This window comes from Cognatiyoonia sp. IB215182 (genome assembly GCF_033963905.1).
Taxonomy (GTDB): Bacteria; Pseudomonadota; Alphaproteobacteria; order Rhodobacterales; family Rhodobacteraceae; genus Yoonia.
The window spans coordinates 298,151-318,679 of sequence record NZ_JAXBMB010000007.1 but is presented as its reverse complement, the minus strand read 5'-3'; the positions used below and the strand labels follow the sequence as shown (position 1 = coordinate 318,679).

Below are 20,529 nucleotides of genomic sequence, written 5' to 3'. Positions count from 1 at the left end.
GGCGATGTTTCATCCTGTTGAAAGCTCTGTAATGCATATCGCTACTATCTATATACGCGAAACTATGACGTCCGCTCCACCTTTAAGGTAACGCTTCCCTTATTATTAAAATAGAACTTCCAAGCGTCATTCGCATAGCAATAAAGGTATCCGCCTCTTGCTACGGTTTTTGCGACCTCGTCACCGATAAGAAAAGTATCATGTTCATTGATTTCGTTGGTGTTCTGGTCAACACCGGACCCATCTGCAACGACACCAATGAGTGCAAACCAGTTTGCGTATTCAAATCGACGAGCTGGTGAGTAGGTGCTGGGCTCTGCAGTAACGCCCGCCCAACGTCGTTCGACCTTGGCCCAAAAATCTCCAATCTTATGCCCACCCTGCCGCTTATTTCTTGGCGTTCCGGATGGTCCGTGCGCGACCTTTGCATCATACCATTTTCCATGAGCGGTAAACCGGTATGTCGCGCCGCCTTCCAAATAAAGGTTGGTTCGTACCCATTGCTCTTTTGAGCTTACCTCAAGCAAAATGCTTTCATCCGGTGCAAGGGTCGTAGTGGCCCAATAACCTTGGTTAGCCTGATGTCTAACGTGCGCCTCTTTCGCGATTTTCTCGCCGGCATCATGAAAATTTGGAACAGATCTAGGGCGTGACTTCAGCTTTCCGAAAAAGCCTGTATGCGAGTCCTCCAATTGCCCCATCGGTTTCGGATTCAAGGAGTCTTTGTATGAGGGATGAACCAATAGCCCGGCCGACTTAGCCTCATCAATCATCCATGTCAGCGTGATATCTGACAGGTCCCGAATGGCATAGCCCCCGCCAACATTCGCATGAACGCCGCTGAACCATACTTGCTTCATGTCCCTGTTGTTTTCGTCTTCCGCTTCATCCCACAAAGTTGGTGCGTATGCCCGGCGCTGTTCGTCAATTGACACCGCGTGCCGCGCCATCACCACGTTGTCGGATAGCTTAGTATTGTTGAACCGATACCTTTCTGGCTTAAGCCATTTCCGAATAATATTGACCTCGTCGGGTATGCCAAGTGCTCCAACAGTGTCCCAGCACCCCAAGAAATGGATATCGGGGGTTTCATGCGTTGCTGCACCAGCCAATTCTGATTGATCTCGCCCTCGGTCCCGGTATTTGGAGAATGCAATTTCAGATAGTTTACGCTTCGCCGATTTGGAAAGATCGTCGGATGAAAGATCCAAAAAACCTGAGCTGTTGATCATACCCACAAGACTGCGAACGGTATATGCTCCACGACTAAACCCTATTAGGATAATCCTATCTGAAGGTTTGTAATTGGAGGCGAGCCATATGTAAGCATCAATGATATTGTCGTCGAGGCCCTTAGCAAAGGCACCTCCAGTAAGGCGAGAGATGAAACCGCCCTCTGTTCCAACGCCGGTCTGATACTTCACTACTTGGGCGGATTCTGGAACGTCGGCATCCCGACACATCTTCCAAAGGAGATTGACGTTTGTGATACGCGAAGGATTGTCGTTGTCATTCCAAGTACCATCCGCAAAAAAAACCAAATTTCTCATCAAATCATGTCCACTCGCCAAAATAAATTGCATCGACAATAAGCCTGAGCCGACGGAACTTCACCACTATCTAAAGAGGTGCACTTGATTCTCAAAAATTACACATCTGATTATGCCTCGTCAGAACGCGTCTTCCAAGCCTAATCCGACCTGTTGACCTATCGCGAGGCGAAACTTTCGGTCCCGCCAATAGATCTAGTTTATCGACAAAGACTGTTTGCTCGTTTTCACAAATTTGCACCAAAAGCACGCTTTCTGGTATAATATTTGTGTGGAAATAACGAAAGACCAGAGAGAGTTAGCCGCAGCGCGACGCCGTGAATTTGATGATCTTCAGAACGAGATTGCGGGGCGCGAAACGGGGCGCAGAGCGCGTTTTTTGAAAGATGGCGCCGGCTCTGATAGCGAGAAGAAAAAGAAGCGTGAGGAGCAGCAAGCGTTGACGCGTTTGGCCCAACTGCTGAACGATCCCGTTTACCGCGCCAAATACGATAGTGTGGTGCACCTACTGGCCGAGGCAGAGCGTGCGACAGAAACGGCTATCGCACGGATCACAGATCAAATACGCGCTGCAGAAGCCGATCTAAATGACATTATGGAGCGCGCAGCACGCCTGCCGGATGGTACACGGGTCTACCGAGATGCAGAGGGCTTTGTGAGGCGCGAAGATGGCTCTGTGGTGGAAGATTACCTTGTCGATACGATCATCTGGACGGGCGATGAGCCGAGCTTTGAAGACCTACAGTCTGCGAAGACGCAGCTAGACGGTTTGCAAGCGGCGTTGGATGACGTCCAAGGCTATCAATACGATATCCTCGGTCCAGCGCGCGACGAGATCTCAGATCCTGACGATCCACCTTCGCTTAGCGATCTGGACGATATCGAAAATGCCATTCAGTCCCAGATGCCAAAAGCGGTACAAGAACAGATGCCGCAAACAAGCGCTGCCACACCCGAGGTAGCCACCCAGAGTATTGGACTACCCAAGCTGGGCGGCTGATCTTCAGTTCAAGGGTCCGCAGGCCTCGAGCAAGATCGCCAGAATTGTCCCACTAGGATGATAGCTGCCATATTCCGCAATGGTGTTGCGAATGTATGTGTTGCGATCAGCTTTCTGTGCCTCACCAAGATACCAGTTATCAATGCAAGCAGATTTCTCGGGATCAACTTGGCTGAACACCACCCCAGCCATGGTCAGCGATGTCTGGATGTAACTATCCTGGGCGGAGGTTTCCCATGTCGAAAAATCTGCGCCCGTGAACGCTTGCGCGTAAATTTCCTGTGGATGGATTGTCAGGGTTGCCCCCAACACTGTTGCCGTTGCCCATGACCTTATGCTGTTCATAAATCATGGTTTTTGTTCATACGTCACCGATAGGGGATTCCGCTCACACGGTAAATCACGTACCAATGAAACAGCGGTTTTGCAGGCGCAGCTATGTGCGCATGGCGTCGAACGGCGACCAGATCGGAAAGGATCGTTTTCGATCATCCAAGACGCCCGATCCGCGCCGCCTTGGCTACATTCGTGTCTCGACCCGCACGCAAGCCCCTGATCGTCAGATTGAGGTTCTGCGGGATCAATGCGATGAGTTGCATATCGAGCATGTGTCCGCGATTGCATCTGAACGGCCCGTCTTTGATGAGTTGCTCGCCGACCTCGAGCCGGGTGATACCTTCGTGGTGGTCGATCTCGACCGCGCGTTTCGTTCTGCAGTGGATGCCATCCTCACCAGCAGTGCGCTGGGTCAGCGTGGCATCAAGTTCAGAATCCTGAGCTTTCCGTTGGATACAACGAGTGATGAAGGCGAGCTTTTCTTCGGTATCGTCGCGCTCTTTGCCCAGTTTGAGCGTCGGATCATTTCACGCCGCACCCGAGAAGGGCTGGATGCCGCGCGCGCAAGAGGCGTTACGTTGGGACGCCGCCCGAAACTGACTGAGCAAGAGGTCCGCGCAGCTTACGATCAACTGACGACAACGAATTGCAAAGAGATTGCGTCCCGTCTTGGCGTCGCCCGGATCACCCTGCAGCGCAGCTTTCGGCGTTTAGGATTGCATTATCCCGTCCATGCAGCACACTCCAACAATGGAGGGCCGCATGCGTAAGGCGATATGCATATCGATGTCGATAATCCTGTTTCTGCTAGCATGTGCGCCAACCGGCAAGGTCGCCCTTCGTGTCATCGACGGCGACACTGTCGATGCCGGTCTCGAAACCAATGTCAGGCTGACGTTGAACGATGGGAGTGGTTTTGATACGCCGGAGACGTTTCGTGCGAGTTGTCCGGCAGAGGCAGACCTTGGGGTCCGCGCAACTCAGCGATTGAGGCAGCTTTTGGATGATGCGGTCACTACTGATCTCAAACTTGGTAGCCGGTCATGTGGTTTTGGCAGATACTGTGGTGTGCTCACGGCTGATGGGACCAATGTCGGAGAGACACTGATCAATGAAGGGCTGGCTAAACGTTCGCAAAACTTTGACTGGTGTAGTGCGATCTAAGACAGAACCGCGACAGCTCCGTATCCAACTCCTATTATATCCCGCATATATCCCCGACAGGGTAGAGCATCGATAACGTTACGCCTCTATTCCATCCTGTAGAGATTCATGGTGTATCTCGCGCCACTATTCATAAGGGACAAACAAATGAAACATGATCTGAAAGCGATGACGCGCAAGGAGTTGGAAAAACTCCTCGCAGATATAGACAAACAATTGGCACGGGTTGAAGGCAAAGAGAGGAAGTTGGCGTTGGCTGCCGCCGAAAGAGCCATGAAGAAGCATGGCTTTTCCTTGGCGGATATCACTGGTACCGACGGCACGCCTAAGAAGGCAACTCGCAAAACCGCGAAGAAGCCAAAGAATTCTGGGAAACCCAAATACGCCAATCCCAATGACAAGAAACAGACTTGGACAGGCAAGGGTCGTCGCCCTGATTGGTTCCTCAAAGCCATGGAGGCGGGCAAGACACCAGAGGAATTGACAGTTTAGACGGTAAACTGGTCAAGGGAAGGTGAACCCTTCCTTGGATGGCTTCATCCAGGATTGAACCAGCCCTCGTTGGAAGCGACGATTGACATGCCCGTCTCGACATTTGAACGGAACTTACGCCGGTCCGAGAAACTGTGGAAGGTTCAATTTCAAGCCATCTCAGCCAGTCATCCAACAGCGGGATGCAACGGGTCGCAGACCCTTGCCAAGTCGTGGACGTATTACGTCCACACATCTTGCATCATTTCTTAAGGCCCAGTTTTTGCAACAGTTCGGTCGCCGAGTTGACCGCTTGGCGCATGATTTAGCAGTGATACTTTAACCTCCAAGTCTCTGAGCGTAAGAAGGATCGGAACCGATGGCTGCATGGATTTCTGGACTACTAAAACGAGAAGAAAAAGAGCTGCCCCGAAGCGGTTCCAACGGACAAATTCTCATTGTATGTTGCTAGAGCAGTAGGGACGCTGTCGAGAGTTAGCATATGGAGTAAGGTGCCTGTCGAAGCGTCCCAAAGCCGGGCTGTACCGTCCTCGGAAGCGGTCAGGACATGGCGGCCATCTTTGGAGAAGACCGCGCTCGGCCCCCTGCCTAGATAGCCTTTGAAGCTACGGACTTCTGCGCCAGTCTCTGCGTCCCAAAGCCGGGCTGTGCCATCGGTGGAAGCGGTCAGGATGTGGCAGCCAACTTTAGAGAACACCGCACTCACGACGGGGCGTTTGTGGCCCTTGAAACTGCGGACTTCTGCGCCGGTCTTGGCATCCCAAAGCCGAGCCGTGCGGTCGGTGGAAGCGGTCAGGACATGGCGCCCATCTCGGGAGAGGATCGCGCTTAATACTTGACCGTCATGGCCCTTGAAGCAGCGGATTTCTACGCCGGTCTCGATATCCCAAAGCCGGGCTTTGAAGTCTTCTGAAGCCGTTAGGGCATGGCGGCCATCTTCGGAGAAGACCGCACTATGTACAAAGCCATCATGGCTCTTGAAGCATCGGATTTCTGCGCCGGTCTTGGCACCCCAAAGCCGGGCCGTACGGTCACCAGAAGCGGTCAGGACATAACGGCCATCTTTGGAGAAGACCGCACTGAATACCCCGCCTTGATGGCCCTTGAAGCAACGGATTTCTGCGCCGGTCTTGGTATCCCAAAGCCGGGCTATACCGTCCTCAGAAGCGGTCAGGATACTGGAGGCATCTTCGGAGAAGACTGCGCTCATGACCTCGTCTTTATGGCCCTTGAAGCAACGGATCTCTGCGCCCGTCTTGGTATCCCAAAGCCGGGCCGTACTGTCGCTGGAAGCGGTCAGGACATGGCGCCCATCTTCGGAGAAGACCGCGCTCCGTATCACACCATCCTGGCCCTTGAAGCTGGGGGTTTCCCCGCTGGCCTCGGTATCCCAAAGCCGGGCCGTTCGGTCATCGGAAGCGATCAGTATGTAACGACTATCTTCGGAGAAGACCGCGCTCCGCACCCAGTCATCATGGCCCTTGAAGCTGCGGATTTCCGCGCCGGTCGCGGTATCCCAAAGTCGGGCTGTGCGATCGGTGGAAGCGGTCAGGACATGGCGGCCATCTTTGGAGAAGACCGCGCTCCATACCCAGCCATCATGGCCCTTGAAACTGCGGATTTCCGCGCCGGTCGCGGTATCCCAAAGTCGGGCTGTGCGATCGGTGGAAGCGGTCAGGACATGGCGGCCATCTTTGGAGAAGACCGCGCTCCATACCCAGCCATCATGGCCCTCGAAGCTGCGGATTACTGCGCCAGTCTCGGTATCCCAAAGCCGGGCTGTGCGATCGGTGGAAGCGGTCAGGACATAGCGGCCATCTTTGGAGAAGACCGCACTGCGTACCCCGCCTTGATGGCCCCCGAACCTACGTATTTCTGCGCCCGTGTTGGTATCCCAAAGCCGGGCCATTCTGTCATCGGAGGCGGTTATGACATAGCGTCCGTCTTCGGAGAAGGCCGCGATCATGACGTCGTCTTCATGGCCCTTGAAGCTGCGGATTTCTGCGCCGGTCTCGGTATCCCAAAGCCGGGCCGTACTGTCGCTGGAAGCCGTCAGGACATGGCGGCCATCTTTGGAAAAGACCGCACTAAATACGATGCTTTGATGGCCCTTAAAGCTGCGGATTTCTGCGCCGGTCTCGGTATCCCAAAGCCGGGCCGTACTGTCATCGGAAGCGGTTACGATATAGCGGCCATCTTTGGAAAAGACCGCGCCATTTACGGTTCTGTGATGCCCCACGAAACGCATTTTCTCCGAACCGATCGGGGACAAATGGGGCCGGAGTGGGCTAGGAAAGCAGTCCGGGTCCTCATGCGCGGCATTGGCTATTGCTTTCAAGCGGGCCAAGTCATGGTGTCCGAGCCTGCCATAGAGTTGACTTGCAAACTCATTGCGACGTTTTGAAATGACAGCCAATGACAAAGCGATAGCTCGCCCAGCTTTCGCCGCATCGGCTCGCTTAGGTTCCGGAATGAAGGATCGGTATAATTCCTGAACACCAACGGCATTCAGCTTGCCTTTCAGCCAACGGAAATCGGTTCGGCAGTCGTCGGCAAGGTCACGTTGATCAGCTGCCTCAAGGTGGGCAAGTAAAAAATTCCATCCATACTGATGGTCAGTCGCCAAGGTTTCCCACTTGCCGCCGCAGTGGCGGGCAATTGCATCGACCATACTCTGATGAGAACGCCGTTTCGTTTCATCGTCCATCCGACGAGCCAAATAGTCGATAATGTTATCATGTAGAGCTACCTGACCGTTTTCGCCCAGCGTAAGCTGCAATAGAGACATATCGGCAAAAACCTCTAATAGTTCCCGGCCCTCATCGGCCACCGTCTCTTTTCCTTTTTTCCAGTAATCTGTAACCACATGGACCGGAATATCAGCGTCCTTTGGAAGTACGCCCAGTGCTTCGAAATGGTGCAATTCACGATCGTTCAGCATTTCTAAGCTCGCGTCCACGCAGAGGCGCATTGCGATTGCGCGGGCTTCGTTGGCTGACCCAGACAAGTCTCGACTGTCCGCGACAACAATGCCCCGCTTGTCGAGAAGGCTTAGATAATCTGATACGACGTCGCTGAGCGCTCCTCCATTTCTGAAACTGGTTCGTATGCGTCCGTTCGCGAGCGCAAGAAGCTGCGCCCAATATCCTAACCGCTTGGCTAAACGCTTAAGATCCGCAATTTCTGCATTCGATAGCTTTACCTGTTTGTCGTCATATTGAAGGTTGGCCAAAAGGCTGAACGCTTCGTCTGGCTGCATCGCATCTACGAAGATCGCTGACATCCCATCCGGAGCTAAATGCTTCATTCGAGTGGTCATCAAAACGACACAAGACGGGGGAAGGCCTCGAAATATTTCAGCGTGTGCATCGTACCAAACGTCATCGACGACGAGCAGCATGTGCTTGTCTCCGATGGCTCGCATCAGCTCCCGTTTAGCAGTGACTGGATCCGAAATCGCTCCCTTGTCCCGATCAGGGGCGAACACGTCTAAAAAAGACCCAACGATTGCTTCCGGTTTTAGCGTCAGGCTTTGCTGGCATTGAACCCAAAAAACGCCGTCCGTGAAGGAGGCTCGCACCACAGGATCGTTGTAAATCTCTTTGGCGAGCGTTGTTTTGCCGAAGCCTCCAAACCCGTGAAGAACCGTGGTTAATGCCACGTTTCGTGTTTTGCTTCCCGTCGCGAGGAGAGCTGACTTGATCTCCTCAAACTTCTTGGGGCGTGCGACGCAATCCGGTGTGGGTGCAATGAAATCGAGCTGCTTCGCTCCCGCTAGCTTTGCCCCATCAACTTTTTCTGGTCCCTGAACTTTCTCAGGTCTCAAATCTGCGCTTCGATGGCTCAACAGGTGTTGGAGCTTCGCCGGATCTGTGATCCGTCCCAAGTGATCCAGTAGGTTCTTCCTTTTTGTGAGAAATTCAAACGCATAGAGTGGCGGACTATCATCGATGCTTCGTTCACCTGCTTGGCACTGCCTCAAAAAATGTGTAGCACTTATGAAGTCTTGCTCGGCGTTAAAATACTCGGTCTTGTCCTTCTGTCTTTTGAGTTCCTCGAAAACATACGCGGCAATGGTACGGAGGCTTCCGTCGCGAGGCATCTGTTTGCCCGAAAACCAAAGACTCAGAGTAGTCTCGTTAGTTATTTTTGGCGCGATCCTAGACTGATTTGTGTGACCAGCCGTCTTAAAAACCATGTATTCTAGAAACTCGCCGTCGAGAGTTGCCAAGCCGACACCCAAAAATCACTTTCCGTTTCTGGAATGATTCACCGAATGAGTGGCAGCGGCAAGATTTAGTCTCGTTGACGCCCGGGAAAGCTGTCACCCAAGTCAGAGATCGGGCTGTCTAGATCATGATTGATCGAACCCATCGCAGCTTCGTAACCTGCCCTAAAGTCGGTCCGGAACTCCCCAAGATTTGCATCTGCCAAGTTGCGGTAAATTTCTGAGATCTGATGAATCCTGAGCAGGGTTTCATCACTGCAACCATCCTCCATCATTGTTTGTTCAAAGTGCGCTAAGAACCCGCCAAGCCTAGATCCAAGTGTACCATTCATAAACCTCTCACTTTCTAATATCCTGAATTATAACATGTTTTCGTCAAAACACAAAGGAAGCACAAAGGTTCTGTCGGCCAACGTAAATGCTCTCATCCCAGTTTCATGCCACCACAGAAGGGCAAAAACGACGGAGAAGCCCATGGACCAACCCAAACGCAGCATTCGGCTAGACACAACCGCACGGGTATCGGACCCGATCTGCCGCGCCCGGTTGAAGATTGCAGCCAGCAATATCGGGATCAGCGACCGCGAGTGGCCCACTGAGATCCAGAACATGCTCATGCAACTTGACCATGAGAATGTGGAAATCTGGACCCAGCCCGAGCGAATGCCGGTGCCGCTTATTGACGATGTGTGGAAGTCAGAACGCTACGTGCGTGACTTCCTGGCCAGCGAGACTTGCGAGTATCCCGAACGAGACCGCTGGTTGCTGCTGTACTTCAAAGTGATGATGCCGCGCATCTACCAGCACATCGTTCGCTGACCTTCTGCGCCGCCGCCGAAACTGTTGGCGGCGCAGCAATCCCACCTCGCTGACCGAAGCTGGCTAAGGTGGGTCGCAAGAGCTGAGTCGCCGACCTGGTCGGGCCAACCAACCGCAGCTCTTAATCACATCATACCCCAACCAACATGCCGAGGTGGCTTCGCCGCTCCTTTCGGCATGGGAGGACGGTTCTATGTCTACACCCCCAGAAATGTCACAACTTTGGCGGTCAATCTGGCTCTACAACTTTGCCGTTTGGTTCGACTCAGTTGCCAAGCCCGGTCTCGCGGGACTTGCGATCATCTCTTCTGGTACTGCCGTCATCGGCTTTGCCAGCCAATTCGAAGCTCCAGATCTCGGCATCTATCTGCGATGCGCCGCCATTGGCTTTGCGCTTTGGCTTATTAGCCGGACCTTCTGGGCTGGGAGCTGGATGATTCCTGCCTTTGAGACGAAACAGCCTTTGCTGATCTATGCAGGCGTTTCTACTGTCGGCTTCCTGATGTTCGCGACGGTATCGGTTCTCGGCAGCCTCAGCGCAACAGGCGGTGATATCAGTCGTGGACTGACCCAGAAGCAGGAAATCAACCAGTTCGAAAATACCGGCCAAAAATTCGTCGTCTATGTCGGTGAATTGTCGGTTGTGGGCGCTGCCTTGTCAGATCGCGCCGATCAAGCCTTCGCGTTTGAGGATGCAGAGATTGCGGGCGAAGGCCCAACGGGCCTTCCTGGCAAAGGATCGGTCTCCAACTCCTTCGGAGCATCGGGCCGTGCCTATCTTCAGGCGTCAGATTTGTTGGCCGACACGTTAGATCGCGCAAACGCGCACGTTAGTACACTTGAGGCTGCTATCGCTGAGGCGCGTTCTGTTCAAATCGATATTGAACTATCCGCTTCGGAACGCGATGCGCGTCTCAAAGTGCTTTCTGGCAAAGCTATCTCAGAAATGCGTGCATTGCTTGCTCTTGATCCTGCGCGTTCGATCCGGGCGGCGGCGGCCAAGATCGCAGAAGGTGTTCCGCCGCAAAGCCGGGCCAATGCCCAATCGCAGGCACGCATCCGGGAAATCTCCGCTTCCATGCAGACCGTCGCGAATGGCTTGATGGTCGAAGCGGACCGCATCGCCGGACTGGTACCAACGCTGCCGGAGCAAAAGTCCCTCAGCCCCGCTGAACGGCTGATCCAGACGATGTGGCGCATGCCTGGACTCACGATGGCAGCGATCCTCTTAGACGCCTGCGGATTCATTGCCATCGGTTTTCGGATCGCGATCTATCGCGCGCTGCGGGCAAAGCTAGCGGAAGAGAACGACCGGCCCGTTCCATCCTTCGTGACCCTCGAAGACTTCTGGCGCGTGGAAGAGTTCGTTGCGCGTGCTGAAGAGGCCAAGACGCGCGTGGAGACGGCGAAGGGCGCGCCAAAGCGTGGGCGGCCACGGGTGACCCGCCAGAATTCCCTGCCAAAGTCAAAACCTGCACCAAAAACATCCCGCAAGCCAAAAGGTGGCTCCAATGCGTAAACTGACTAGCGTTCTCAACGCATGGCCCATTCCAGCTGCTGCCATGATCAGTTGGGCGATGATCGCCGCCACGGTGTCCGAAGACGTTACCTTCCCTGACTGGATGGTGGAGGCGCTCGAAAATTGGTGGGAAGGCCCTGAACGAGGCGTTCCAGCACCCGATGCATCCTTGGCGATCCCTTACGCACCAGCACCGTCTCGGGACGACCGCACACCCATCGCGTACATCAGCCATGTGTTTGGTTTGGGTGATCCGGACCTGCCCACGAAGTTGAGCGGCATCGACCCGGTCTACTGGGATCATGGTGGCCGTGGGTCTGGCGCATTAATTGCCCCCAACTTGGTCCTCACCACCGGTCACCTCTTTGCCGATAGCGGAAAGTGGGAAGGCCCGTATGGTCTCACCCATAAGCCACCAGCGCCATCCGACGGGGACTTCTATGTGGAGGCCTGCGGCCAATCCTATGACCTCAAGGCCATCCATCTGGGCAGCATGACCCCCCGTGTGCGGCTGGGTCTCGACTATGCGATTGTCGAACTCGCGACGCCTGTGTGTGAGGAAGCAACGGCATTGACCGTAGCACGCACGCCCGACGACCTAGTCGGTGCGGAGGATCAGATCTTTCTCAACATCGGGGCATACGCCTTCGATAAAGTAGACCGGTATGCAGACCATCCCCTCTTTGCTGAGAGGGCGGTCAAATCGGCCCACCGCGAACGACAAGCTGTCTTTGGTGTGCGTTGCGAACCAACAGGCCGGGTTGGCACAGGCCGTGTCGCTGATGGCGACACCGGCGTCATCATCACCGAGGGCTGCGACGGTGTGCCCGGCGGCAGCTGCGGGCCAGTCATTCTTAGCCGCGATGGCGGTGCGACCTACAGCATCGTCGGCGTGGCCAACAGCTATCGTCCAAACACCGAATACAACAACTACACCCGTATCGAAGGCGCCTTTGCGGCGCATCTCGCCAGTTTTGTCGATGTTGGCGAATTGCCAGCGGCGTCCACGTTCTCCATTGCCCCATCCCACAGCGACTCTGCCGACGCGCTAGGCCCGTGGCAGGAAATCTCTCTATCGGAGGATCTGCAATGAACTGGTTGATGGGCATAGGTGGTGGGGGTCAGCGTCCACCAAACCCGCTGATTGCATCGAGTGGCAAGTGGTTGGCGACCTGTGTGGGCATCTATGCGGCAATCTTCTGGACGCCTGATGCCTGGGGTGCTTGGGAAGATACGATCACCACGGCCATCCTGGCCCGCTACGACGGCAATGCTGCTAGCTTCGTTTATTGGCTGCTGAAGATCGCAGCCTATCCGCTGATGTTCTTTGCCGTCCGTATGGGGCTGGGCATCGCTTTTGTCTCGCTTGTCATCTGGATCATGACTAATGTGTTTGGGCGTCACAAATGAGGTGGCGGTCGAACAACGCTGAGGATCGGCATGGGTCTAGCCAATGGGCCGATACCTCCCATCTCGCAATGGCGGCCCTCTTTGATCAGCAGCCAATGTCGATTTTCGTGGGCTATTTCCGGGGAAGGCGGGTCTATTTCCATGGTCCTGCGGGGCTTTGTATCACCGCAGGTGCAAGGGCCGGGAAATTTCGGGATGTGCTCTGCAGGAATCTGCTCTCAGGCACCTGTAAACACACGATCCTGATGCTCGATTTGAAAGGCGAAGGGGCTTATGTCAGCCAAGACCAGACGCGGGACGGCAAGTCACTGGCCTTCTGGAACCCAGCTAAGCTGCATGATCTTCCGCAAGACCGGATCAACTTCTTGGCCCATATGCGCCTTAAGAGCCCGGTGGTGGTCTCTGACGTTAAGGTGCTCTGGGAAAACCTGATCGCCCATGGCAACAGCTATGGCACCACATACTTCAAGGATCGTGCCCGCGCGTTTGGTGAGGCGCTGTCCCTCGCGATTATCGAACTCACAGGTGAATTGAGCTTTCCCGCTATCTATGAAGCCATCAATCTGATCCCCGGCGGGAATGATCAATGGCTCGACTTTGCCTTCCATATGTCCAAATCGCGCTTTCCCAACGTGCGCAGTATTGAAGCTGAGATTGCCGCGGGACGTGGGGAAAGTGGGGATGGCTTCCGGGGCATTCTCGGCGAGCTGATGCGCGCCGTCGCTTGCCTGTCCGACCCCCTTCTCATGGAGTCTGTCTCACCGCCATATACGACCACCATGGAAGAGATTGTCACCGGTGAGGCTGTCTGGCAGCTCTATTTGATGCCGCCAGCAGAGTTTGTCTCTGCCTGGGCACCTGTCATCAAATCCGCCTTTGTCTCAGCGATGCTTTTGAAAAGCCGCGCACCCATGGCGAAGCGCATCAGCTTCTTTCTGGATGAATGCGGCCAGCTAGGCGGGGAGAATGGCTTTCCACTTGCTCCCAAGCTCTTCACCTATGGAGCAGGAATCGGAATACAACCTATAGCTGTATTTCAGTCGAATGGGCAGATGAAGGGGTTAGGCCCCGGCGCAAAGGAGTTGATCCAGTCCAGCAGCGCTGCAACCCTCATGTTTGCCCTGCGCGGCGATCTGGAGAGCTGCCAGGATTGTTCGGCACGCCTCGGTACTCAAACACTGCGCTATGACGACACCCTAGCTCAGGAGCGCGCAGCACATCAGCGTAACCAAGCCTTGCAATCAGTCATCCAAGGCGGTGACCCGCTACAGGCGGCTCTGACGATGGCGCAGAGCGGCTTTGAGGAAACCCACCAGACCAAGCAGAGCCGTCCGCTACGCACCATCGACGAAGTGATGAATATGCCCAACGATCGGGCGTATTTCTTCCATGAAGATGTGCCGTTTCCGATTGAGTTAGAGCGGCAACCTTATTGGTTCTCCCGGGACTTGGCAGGTCTCTATCATCCGAACCCGTATCACCCACCGCTCATGGCGGTGAACGTCCAAACCCGTTGGGGGCAGCAGACCCGTCCGGTTGTTGTGGAGACGGTTCCAGCACGTTTTGCGCATCTGCCGCAGTACCGCGACGGGCTGTGGTCGCACGTAAGGATGTAAGCAATGCCAAAACGTGAACCCATCACCTATGCGGACTCCGTCCCTGACTTGCCGCAGAGCGACTTTGCCAAGCGGTTACAAAAGGTGCGCATCGCGCGGGTCTTCGCGATGAAGAGCGCGGCCAATGACAATCGCGGTCACGGTGTCACCAGAAGCCCAACCCACATCGCGGAAAAGACGATGGTAGAGAAAGATCATTCCCATCCCGTGTTGAAACCCTCACTCGGTCTGGCCGCAGACGTTGATGCCGCCGGGTTCAACGCGCGGTGGGAGGCCGAGCGCCTGCGCGCCACACAATCGCATTCACGCCAACCTCAAACAGGAGAAAATCCCATGTCTGATAATCAAGACGAAACTCGCCGTCCGGAAGAGACCTTGCGCGAAGGCCCACTCAAGGCTGCTATTTGGCGCAATGAAGGTGAGTCTGGGACCTATCACTCCGTCACTGTCGCCCGCACCTACAAGGATCGTGAGGGCAATCTACAAGACACCCAAAGCTTCCGCCCCAAGGACATGTTGGGGCTGTCAGAGCTGGCCCGCCGGGCGCATCACAATGCCCATGAGCTGGACCGGGAAGTCTTCAAAGAGCGTCGCATCGCCCAACAGGAACAGGGTCAGTCGCGCAAGCAGGGTCACAGCCACTAGCCCTCAAGCTTCTGGAAAATAGGAAAATATTCCTTGGCAGACAGCACAATAACGTATACGTTGTTCCTCTTTTGTTCTCATCAAGGAGGAACAACACGCATTTAGAAAGGACCGCATATGAAAGACACACCGCCAACACCGCCGCCAAAGCCAAGCATTCATCTGGATTGGGAGGAATGGGCCGTTTACCTCACCGAATGTGATGCAACCGACGAACAAAAGCGCGCCCTGATCGAAGCCGTATGGGGCATCGCGATGGGCTTCGTTGACCTCGGCTGGGACATCACCTCCGGTGAGAAAACCAGTGGACAAGAGATCGATCTTGCCGACCTTCTCCGTCATGCTGTGCTAAACTCAGACGACAAAGAAGAACAGCAAGAGGAGGAGGTATGAGCCAGAAGAAAGCCCTGATTTATTGTCGTGTCAGCGACATCAAACAAGCCAATGTGGGCGACGGCCTGAAGTCGCAAGAAACACGCTGTCGAGAACACGCGGAGGCCAATGGCTATGACGTCGTCATGGTCTTCCCAGATATCATTACCGGCGGCGGGGACTTCCTGAAACGCACCGGTATGGTCTCGCTGCTCGCTTTCATGGATGAGCACCCGGACGAAGAATTTGTCATCATCTTTGATGACCTGAAGCGCTTTGCCCGTGACCGTGATTTTCACTTTAAGTTGAGGGAGGCTTTCCGTGATCGCCGAGCGACCCTGGAGTGCCTCAACTACCGTTTTGATGACTCCCCGGAAGGTGAGTTTGTCGAGACCATCTTTGCGGCCCAGGGCCAGCTTGAGCGCAAGCAAAACGCCCGCCAGACACGGCAGAAGACCGAAGCCCGCATGAAGAATGGGTATTGGGTACATTCCGCGCCGCTTGGATATGCATATAAGGCCGTCAAGGGTCGCGGGAAGATGCTCTTCCCCGATGAGCCCGTGGCATCGATCGTCAAGGAAGCCTTCGAAGGGTATGCTTCGGGGCGCTTCGGGTCACAGGCCGAAGTCACACGTTTTTGTGCCAGCTTTCCCGAATTCCCACGCAACGGCAAAGGTAAGGTTGTGCAGGAGCTGATCTCCAAGATGCTCACCCGCCCCATCTACACAGGACACATCTGTTCGGATCACTACGACATTCACTGGCTCAAGGGACAGCATGATGCGCTGATCTCCATGGAGACCTTTGAGAAGGTCCAATCGCGCCGTGCAGGTGCCACCTACGCCCCTAAGCGCGCCAACATCGGTGATGATTTTGCGCTGCGTGGTGCGGTCGCATGCGGCTGCTGTGGTGTGGCTCTGCGGTCCTCTTGGACTAAAGGCAGCACAAAGAGATACCCTTACTACCTGTGCCAAACCAAAGGATGTGAGGCCTACGGCAAATCGATCCCACGTGACAAGCTGGAGAATGAAGTCGGTGAGATTATTAAGTCGCTTCAGCCCTCCAAGAGCCTTCTTGCGATGGCCGAGTCGATGTTCCGGTACATCTGGGAAGCTCGTCGGTCACAGGCCAAAGATGCCGTTGCGTCAGGCAAGCAGGAGATTCACCGACTAGAAAAGGAGATCAGTGGTGTTCTGGACCGGATCATGTCCGCCAGCAACGACACGATCATCCGTCGCTACGAAGACAAGGTCGAAATGCTAGAGCGGCAAAAGGCTATCATGGTCGAAAAACTGGGAAAGCAAATCGAACCCAAGGGTGCCTTCGACGAAAAACTAGAACTCGCCTGCAAATTCCTCTCAAACCCTTGGAAAATATGGGAGAACGGGACAACATCAGCACGTCGATTGGTGCTGAAATTGGCCTTCACAACGCCAATCCAATACTACCGAAATGAGGGTGCTAGAACTCCCGATTTGTCGTTACCGTTCAAAGCGTTAGGGGGGACTTCAGGATGTCAGTTCTGTTATGGTGCCCGGGGGCGGAATCGAACCACCGACACGAGGATTTTCAATTAGCCTTGATGTCCACGCAGGCTGTCTCAGGATCGCTCAACCTGTAACGCAGACGATTGAAAACCTTGATCTTTGGGCTTGGCACATCGTCTCGACCTGCCTCACGCCGGATCATTCAAGCACGCTGCTCCTGCTACCCCAGTGATACCCACGGACACCGAAGACCATACGGGTATCACGTTCCAGCGCAGGCCGATCCAAAACTCTGCAAACCTTCTAGGGTTGTCCCTGACGTGGCTCATCCGCCCATCTTATCATGGGCATCCCATGGGTGAGTTTTTCCAGCTTGATGACGAGGACATCACCGACACCCGTCAGCGACTGCTCATGCAGTTGAATACGTTGGTTTCCCAAATGGATGATCGTCAACTGAACTAATTGTTGAAGTTGGGTCAGGTGCTGCAGGAAGATGGCAAGAACTGACTTCGGCATGTATACTTATTCTTTAGAATGCCAAAACTATAGGCCAATGCAGCTCATAAGTTACTAGTCTATTCGATACATTGAGGCTTACTAGCTGGTTTATTTGTAAGCCTTTCTTGGACGGGGATAACTTTCCAAAAATTTCAAACCTAGCGACTGCAACCCACAGGATATACGCTATGACGACACCAGCAAACCAAAGCAGATTATGGTGCAGGTCAACTTTTTATACTATGTAAGCTGTCAAATTTAATTGACACTGTGTGTTTATGTGATTTTATTGCACTCGCTTTAAAAGTTACTTTTTACAGGAGATTGCTATGATCACCGTTACAATTGATGTTGCAGGCTTTTACTATGGGCGCGAGGTTCAAGTCGAAGAGGGAGCAACTGTTGAAGCGGCCATGCAGGCCGCAACTAATTTACCAAACACACCTAGCCTTTCATTCACTACAGAGACGCTGGCGAACAAGGTCTTTCTAGACAGCATAACAATTCAACACAATTACGGCTCTGCAAAATCGAGACAGTCGATACCCGAGCAAGGCGAACCAGACCTGCAACGGGTTTACCCTGACGGAATATATTCTGGCGCAGACGATGCAGTCGATTTTGACACCGCAGTCACGCCACCTCGGCTAGTGGCATTCGACCAGAATGCAACAAAAGTGAATGCTTGGCAGTACTATGTGTATGATCAGGACTTTGTTGATATAAACCGCAAAGCAGGTAGCCGACGAATTGTCCCATTTACCGAAGTTTTGACTGTTGATGGTGAGCCACGCGGACTGAAGAATAAAGATACCGTTGTATGGCGCAGGGTTACCATTTGCACCCGACCCGACGGCGGGCTTGGCCCAAAATTGAATTCGGCGGTTATGACCAACAGCTACCTTAGTTAGACTGATGAGAAACAAGGGGTCGTCTTTACTACCAAAGCAAAAAGTGCCGTCGGCCCCTTCCTACTTATCAACAAAGAGTATCCCCCCCAATCGTTAAGGATTGGTGGCCGCACTTGGCACAGCATAACGCTGTGCACTAAGCAATTAAGGGACGCTTTGTGCTCAGGGTACGGACATACTTTGCTGATTTGTTGCCGATCTTCATCCGAATCGTAGGAAAAGCTAAGAATGCCTGAGCTGGAAGCTCCACAATCAATTTTGACTTTGCTAGATGCAATCCGAACTCAAATTGATGTAATTACAACGCTCTCTTCAGGAGGACTTGGCGCAGTCATACTGACTTGGGGCCGCATACTGGGTATTCTGGATGATGCGGATTTGTCATCATTCAAGCGACCCGGGTTGCTGATTTTGCCAGCTCTCTTACTGCTTTGTGCGATTGTGTTGGGATACCTGACAGGTGCACAAACAACCGGATACCTAACCGAAGTTGCACAAGGCAGCAGCGCAAGCGGAACCGCGATCACTGATGCAAAGGAGCACTATTTTTTCGACTATCGCAACAAATTTGATAAAATGATGCAAGTGCAATTCTATGCCAGTATAACTGGTATCACTTTGTTAAAGCGTGTGGCCTGAAGTCTGAATCGTTTATGGCTTCCCCTGTTTGTGCTGGTGTGATTCAAGATGTTTAGGAGGACGTCTTATGCCAGCAGCCTTACCATCAGCGCTTCGGGCGCGTTTTGAAGAGTGCATTTCGGAGGGTCTGATCTGAGCGGTCGCGCTGCTGCAGCGCGGCTGAAGCTTTCAGCTGCGACTGGGGTCAGGTGGAAACGCAAGCTCCTCGAAACCGGGGCAATTGAACCCGCGCCCCGCGGCCGTCCCAGAGGGCATGGAAAGCTCGCGCCTCATCAGGCCTTCCTCGAAAGCCTGGTGGCCCAGGACGGTGACATCACATTGCCTGAGCTGGCAGGCGCGCTTGAGATGGCCACTGGCGTTGTCGCACATGCGGCTTCCATCGGGCGCTTTCTGCGCAAACTGGGGTACACGTATAAAAAAAATCGCTGGTGGCAGCCGAAAGGCTTCGCGCACGTGTGAAGCGTCTCCGACAGGGTTGGTTCAAACACCGTATGCCTGCCATGCGCGCACAGCCCGCGAGGCTTGTGTTCATCGACGAAACCTCCGTGAAAACCAACCTGACCCGGTTGCGAGGCCGCTGCCCTCGTGGGGAACGGTTGGAGATGAATGCTCCGTTCGGCGCATGGGGGACCCAGACCTTCATCGCGGGTCTGACACACCAGAGCCTCATCGCGCCGTGGGTCATCAGGGGGGCTATGGATGGGGCGGCTTTTGCAGCCTACATCCGCGAGGTTCTGGTTCCGGAACTGGAGCCGGGTACCGTGATCATCTGCGACAACCTCGCGACGCACAAAAACGTCGAGGCCGCCGCCGCGCTCAGAGCGCATGGCTGTTGGTTCCTTTACCTGCCGCCATACTCGCCCGACCTCAATCCGATCGAGATGGCCTTTGCAAAGCTCAAGGCGCATCTCCGGCGGATCGGAGCCAGGACATTCGACCAGATGTTCGGCGCCCTCGCCGAAGTCTGCGACCTCTTCACTCCAGATGAATGCTGGAACTACTTCCGACAGGCAGGATATGCGTCAAATTAAAGGCGCTATGCTTTAGCTGGGTGGTTTATCGGGAACGTGGCTTTTAGACCAAGGAGCTGGAAATGAGTGTTATTCGTTTAGTATTCAAGAGCTTTATGTGCATACCCTCATTAGTTGCAACGCAGGGTTCATCACAGGAAGCCCAATTGATAATTAACCAATATAAAACTGGCGCCCTACCGATCGAAGCAGCGGAGATTCCGCTCTTACTTCCCTTTGCTACAGAGTGGGACAGAGTGGCTAGAATGACAGAACCCAGCAGTGGCGCCGTGCAACTTGGCCAGTACCAAGCCTTGTCCATACCAAGCGATGACCGATTGAAGGAGGCAATGTCTGCACTTTCAAATAACGCACATGCCATAGAGTTTTTCACAAATGAACAGACCATTGCAGCCTTCAACCAAGCATACGAAGCAGCCCAAAATGATGGGTCACCAGTAGGGATGATCCCACACGATCAAGCCTTACGATTTTGGATGACCTCGAGAGCTATAACCGCCGGACCTGAAGCTATTGCTGCCTTTCCTCGTAACGGCCCTTCTGCTCAATGGTGTTTACCTCCATTAATCTTGTGCACACCTCCTACTCCAGTCCCTTCCGAAGACTGAGAGTTGTAAGCGCCAAACACTCTTCTGCTTTGCTGCAATCGGGTCGATTCATTGGTTTGTGCCGACGGCAATCTAGAGGTGGATTTTCATGAAACGCAACGGAATTGCTGTACTGCTTTCCTACGTGCTGAACTAAACTAGGAAAGTGTTCGGAATTCCCCAAGAAAACCCTTATCAGAACGTTCCTCACGAAAGGCTCTG

At 53.9% G+C, this 20,529-nt stretch carries 21 protein-coding genes; 16 read left to right on the top strand and 5 right to left on the bottom strand.

What is annotated here, in order from left to right; translation table 11 throughout:
- Positions 1-62 precede the first annotated feature (62 nt).
- Complete coding sequence (locus SLH47_RS16590; protein WP_320240880.1) at positions 63-1,583, bottom strand: DUF2235 domain-containing protein; 1,521 nt, start codon at positions 1,581-1,583, stop codon at positions 63-65.
- A 238-nt stretch (positions 1,584-1,821) separates the two neighbouring features.
- Between SLH47_RS16590 and SLH47_RS16585 the strand changes: the two genes are divergently transcribed.
- Positions 1,822-2,550 carry a hypothetical protein gene (locus SLH47_RS16585; protein ID WP_320240878.1) on the top strand — a complete coding sequence of 243 codons (729 nt, stop codon included), beginning with the start codon at positions 1,822-1,824 and terminating at the stop codon, positions 2,548-2,550.
- Positions 2,551-2,553: 3 nt separating this feature from the next.
- Here the strand turns inward: SLH47_RS16585 and SLH47_RS16580 are convergent, their stop codons facing one another.
- The gene (locus tag SLH47_RS16580; protein ID WP_320240876.1) at positions 2,554-2,862 is read right to left on the bottom strand and encodes a hypothetical protein; all 309 of its coding nucleotides are present in this window, start codon (positions 2,860-2,862) and stop codon (positions 2,554-2,556) included.
- Between the two features lie 134 nt (positions 2,863-2,996).
- Between SLH47_RS16580 and SLH47_RS16575 the strand changes: the two genes are divergently transcribed.
- The 3 genes from SLH47_RS16575 to SLH47_RS16565 all read left to right on the top strand — a co-directional run bounded on the left by SLH47_RS16575 (position 2,997) and on the right by SLH47_RS16565 (position 4,542).
- Positions 2,997-3,656, top strand: a complete 660-nt coding sequence (locus SLH47_RS16575) for a recombinase family protein (protein ID WP_320240873.1) — start codon at positions 2,997-2,999, stop codon at positions 3,654-3,656.
- The gene (locus SLH47_RS16570) at positions 3,649-4,050 is read left to right on the top strand and encodes a thermonuclease family protein (RefSeq protein ID WP_320240871.1); all 402 of its coding nucleotides are present in this window, start codon (positions 3,649-3,651) and stop codon (positions 4,048-4,050) included. The genes SLH47_RS16575 and SLH47_RS16570 overlap by 8 nt, the downstream gene beginning before the upstream one ends.
- A 147-nt stretch (positions 4,051-4,197) precedes the next feature.
- Positions 4,198-4,542: an H-NS histone family protein gene (locus tag SLH47_RS16565; protein WP_320240870.1), complete on the top strand. Its 345-nt coding sequence runs from the start codon at positions 4,198-4,200 to the stop codon at positions 4,540-4,542.
- Between the two features lie 382 nt (positions 4,543-4,924).
- Here SLH47_RS16565 and SLH47_RS16560 read toward each other — a convergent pair whose 3' ends face one another.
- On the bottom strand, positions 4,925-8,773 hold the full coding sequence (locus SLH47_RS16560; RefSeq protein WP_320240868.1) for an NB-ARC domain-containing protein: 3,849 nt from the start codon (positions 8,771-8,773) through the stop codon (positions 4,925-4,927).
- A gap of 65 nt (positions 8,774-8,838) precedes the next feature.
- Positions 8,839-9,102, bottom strand: a complete 264-nt coding sequence (locus tag SLH47_RS16555) for a hypothetical protein (RefSeq protein WP_320240867.1) — start codon at positions 9,100-9,102, stop codon at positions 8,839-8,841.
- 142 nt (positions 9,103-9,244) lie between these two features.
- Here SLH47_RS16555 and SLH47_RS16550 point away from each other — a divergent pair, with 142 nt between their 5' ends.
- From SLH47_RS16550 to SLH47_RS16515, 8 genes are all read left to right on the top strand, one after another.
- The gene (locus SLH47_RS16550; RefSeq protein WP_320240865.1) at positions 9,245-9,589 is read left to right on the top strand and encodes a hypothetical protein; all 345 of its coding nucleotides are present in this window, start codon (positions 9,245-9,247) and stop codon (positions 9,587-9,589) included.
- Positions 9,590-9,782: 193 nt separating this feature from the next.
- Positions 9,783-11,108: a hypothetical protein gene (locus tag SLH47_RS16545; protein ID WP_320240863.1), complete on the top strand. Its 1,326-nt coding sequence runs from the start codon at positions 9,783-9,785 to the stop codon at positions 11,106-11,108.
- Positions 11,101-12,201 carry a hypothetical protein gene (locus tag SLH47_RS16540; protein ID WP_320240861.1) on the top strand — a complete coding sequence of 367 codons (1,101 nt, stop codon included), beginning with the start codon at positions 11,101-11,103 and terminating at the stop codon, positions 12,199-12,201. Before SLH47_RS16545 ends, SLH47_RS16540 begins: the two co-directional genes overlap by 8 nt.
- Positions 12,198-12,518: a hypothetical protein gene (locus tag SLH47_RS16535; protein ID WP_320240859.1), complete on the top strand. Its 321-nt coding sequence runs from the start codon at positions 12,198-12,200 to the stop codon at positions 12,516-12,518. Before SLH47_RS16540 ends, SLH47_RS16535 begins: the two co-directional genes overlap by 4 nt.
- Positions 12,515-14,134 (top strand): type IV secretory system conjugative DNA transfer family protein, encoded by a 1,620-nt coding sequence (locus tag SLH47_RS16530; RefSeq protein WP_320240858.1) that lies wholly within the window; start codon positions 12,515-12,517, stop codon positions 14,132-14,134. Before SLH47_RS16535 ends, SLH47_RS16530 begins: the two co-directional genes overlap by 4 nt.
- A gap of 3 nt (positions 14,135-14,137) precedes the next feature.
- Positions 14,138-14,779 carry a hypothetical protein gene (locus SLH47_RS16525; RefSeq protein ID WP_320240857.1) on the top strand — a complete coding sequence of 214 codons (642 nt, stop codon included), beginning with the start codon at positions 14,138-14,140 and terminating at the stop codon, positions 14,777-14,779.
- Between the two features lie 117 nt (positions 14,780-14,896).
- Complete coding sequence (locus SLH47_RS16520) at positions 14,897-15,172, top strand: hypothetical protein (protein WP_320240856.1); 276 nt, start codon at positions 14,897-14,899, stop codon at positions 15,170-15,172.
- Positions 15,169-16,728 (top strand): recombinase family protein, encoded by a 1,560-nt coding sequence (locus SLH47_RS16515; protein ID WP_320240855.1) that lies wholly within the window; start codon positions 15,169-15,171, stop codon positions 16,726-16,728. The genes SLH47_RS16520 and SLH47_RS16515 overlap by 4 nt, the downstream gene beginning before the upstream one ends.
- A 213-nt stretch (positions 16,729-16,941) precedes the next feature.
- Here SLH47_RS16515 and SLH47_RS16510 read toward each other — a convergent pair whose 3' ends face one another.
- Positions 16,942-17,157, bottom strand: a complete 216-nt coding sequence (locus SLH47_RS16510; RefSeq protein WP_320240853.1) for a hypothetical protein — start codon at positions 17,155-17,157, stop codon at positions 16,942-16,944.
- A 311-nt stretch (positions 17,158-17,468) separates the two neighbouring features.
- Here SLH47_RS16510 and SLH47_RS16505 point away from each other — a divergent pair, with 311 nt between their 5' ends.
- From SLH47_RS16505 to SLH47_RS16490, 4 genes are all read left to right on the top strand, one after another.
- Positions 17,469-18,050, top strand: a complete 582-nt coding sequence (locus SLH47_RS16505; RefSeq protein WP_320240851.1) for a hypothetical protein — start codon at positions 17,469-17,471, stop codon at positions 18,048-18,050.
- A 228-nt stretch (positions 18,051-18,278) separates the two neighbouring features.
- Positions 18,279-18,689 carry a hypothetical protein gene (locus SLH47_RS16500; protein ID WP_320240849.1) on the top strand — a complete coding sequence of 137 codons (411 nt, stop codon included), beginning with the start codon at positions 18,279-18,281 and terminating at the stop codon, positions 18,687-18,689.
- Positions 18,690-18,800: 111 nt separating this feature from the next.
- A protein-coding gene (locus SLH47_RS16495; RefSeq protein ID WP_320240847.1) for an IS630 family transposase occupies positions 18,801-19,720 on the top strand; the annotation gives its coding sequence in 2 pieces (ribosomal slippage) (positions 18,801-19,103 and positions 19,106-19,720; 918 coding nt in all).
- A 62-nt stretch (positions 19,721-19,782) separates the two neighbouring features.
- Positions 19,783-20,328 carry a hypothetical protein gene (locus tag SLH47_RS16490; protein ID WP_320240846.1) on the top strand — a complete coding sequence of 182 codons (546 nt, stop codon included), beginning with the start codon at positions 19,783-19,785 and terminating at the stop codon, positions 20,326-20,328.
- Positions 20,329-20,529: the final 201 nt, after the last annotated feature.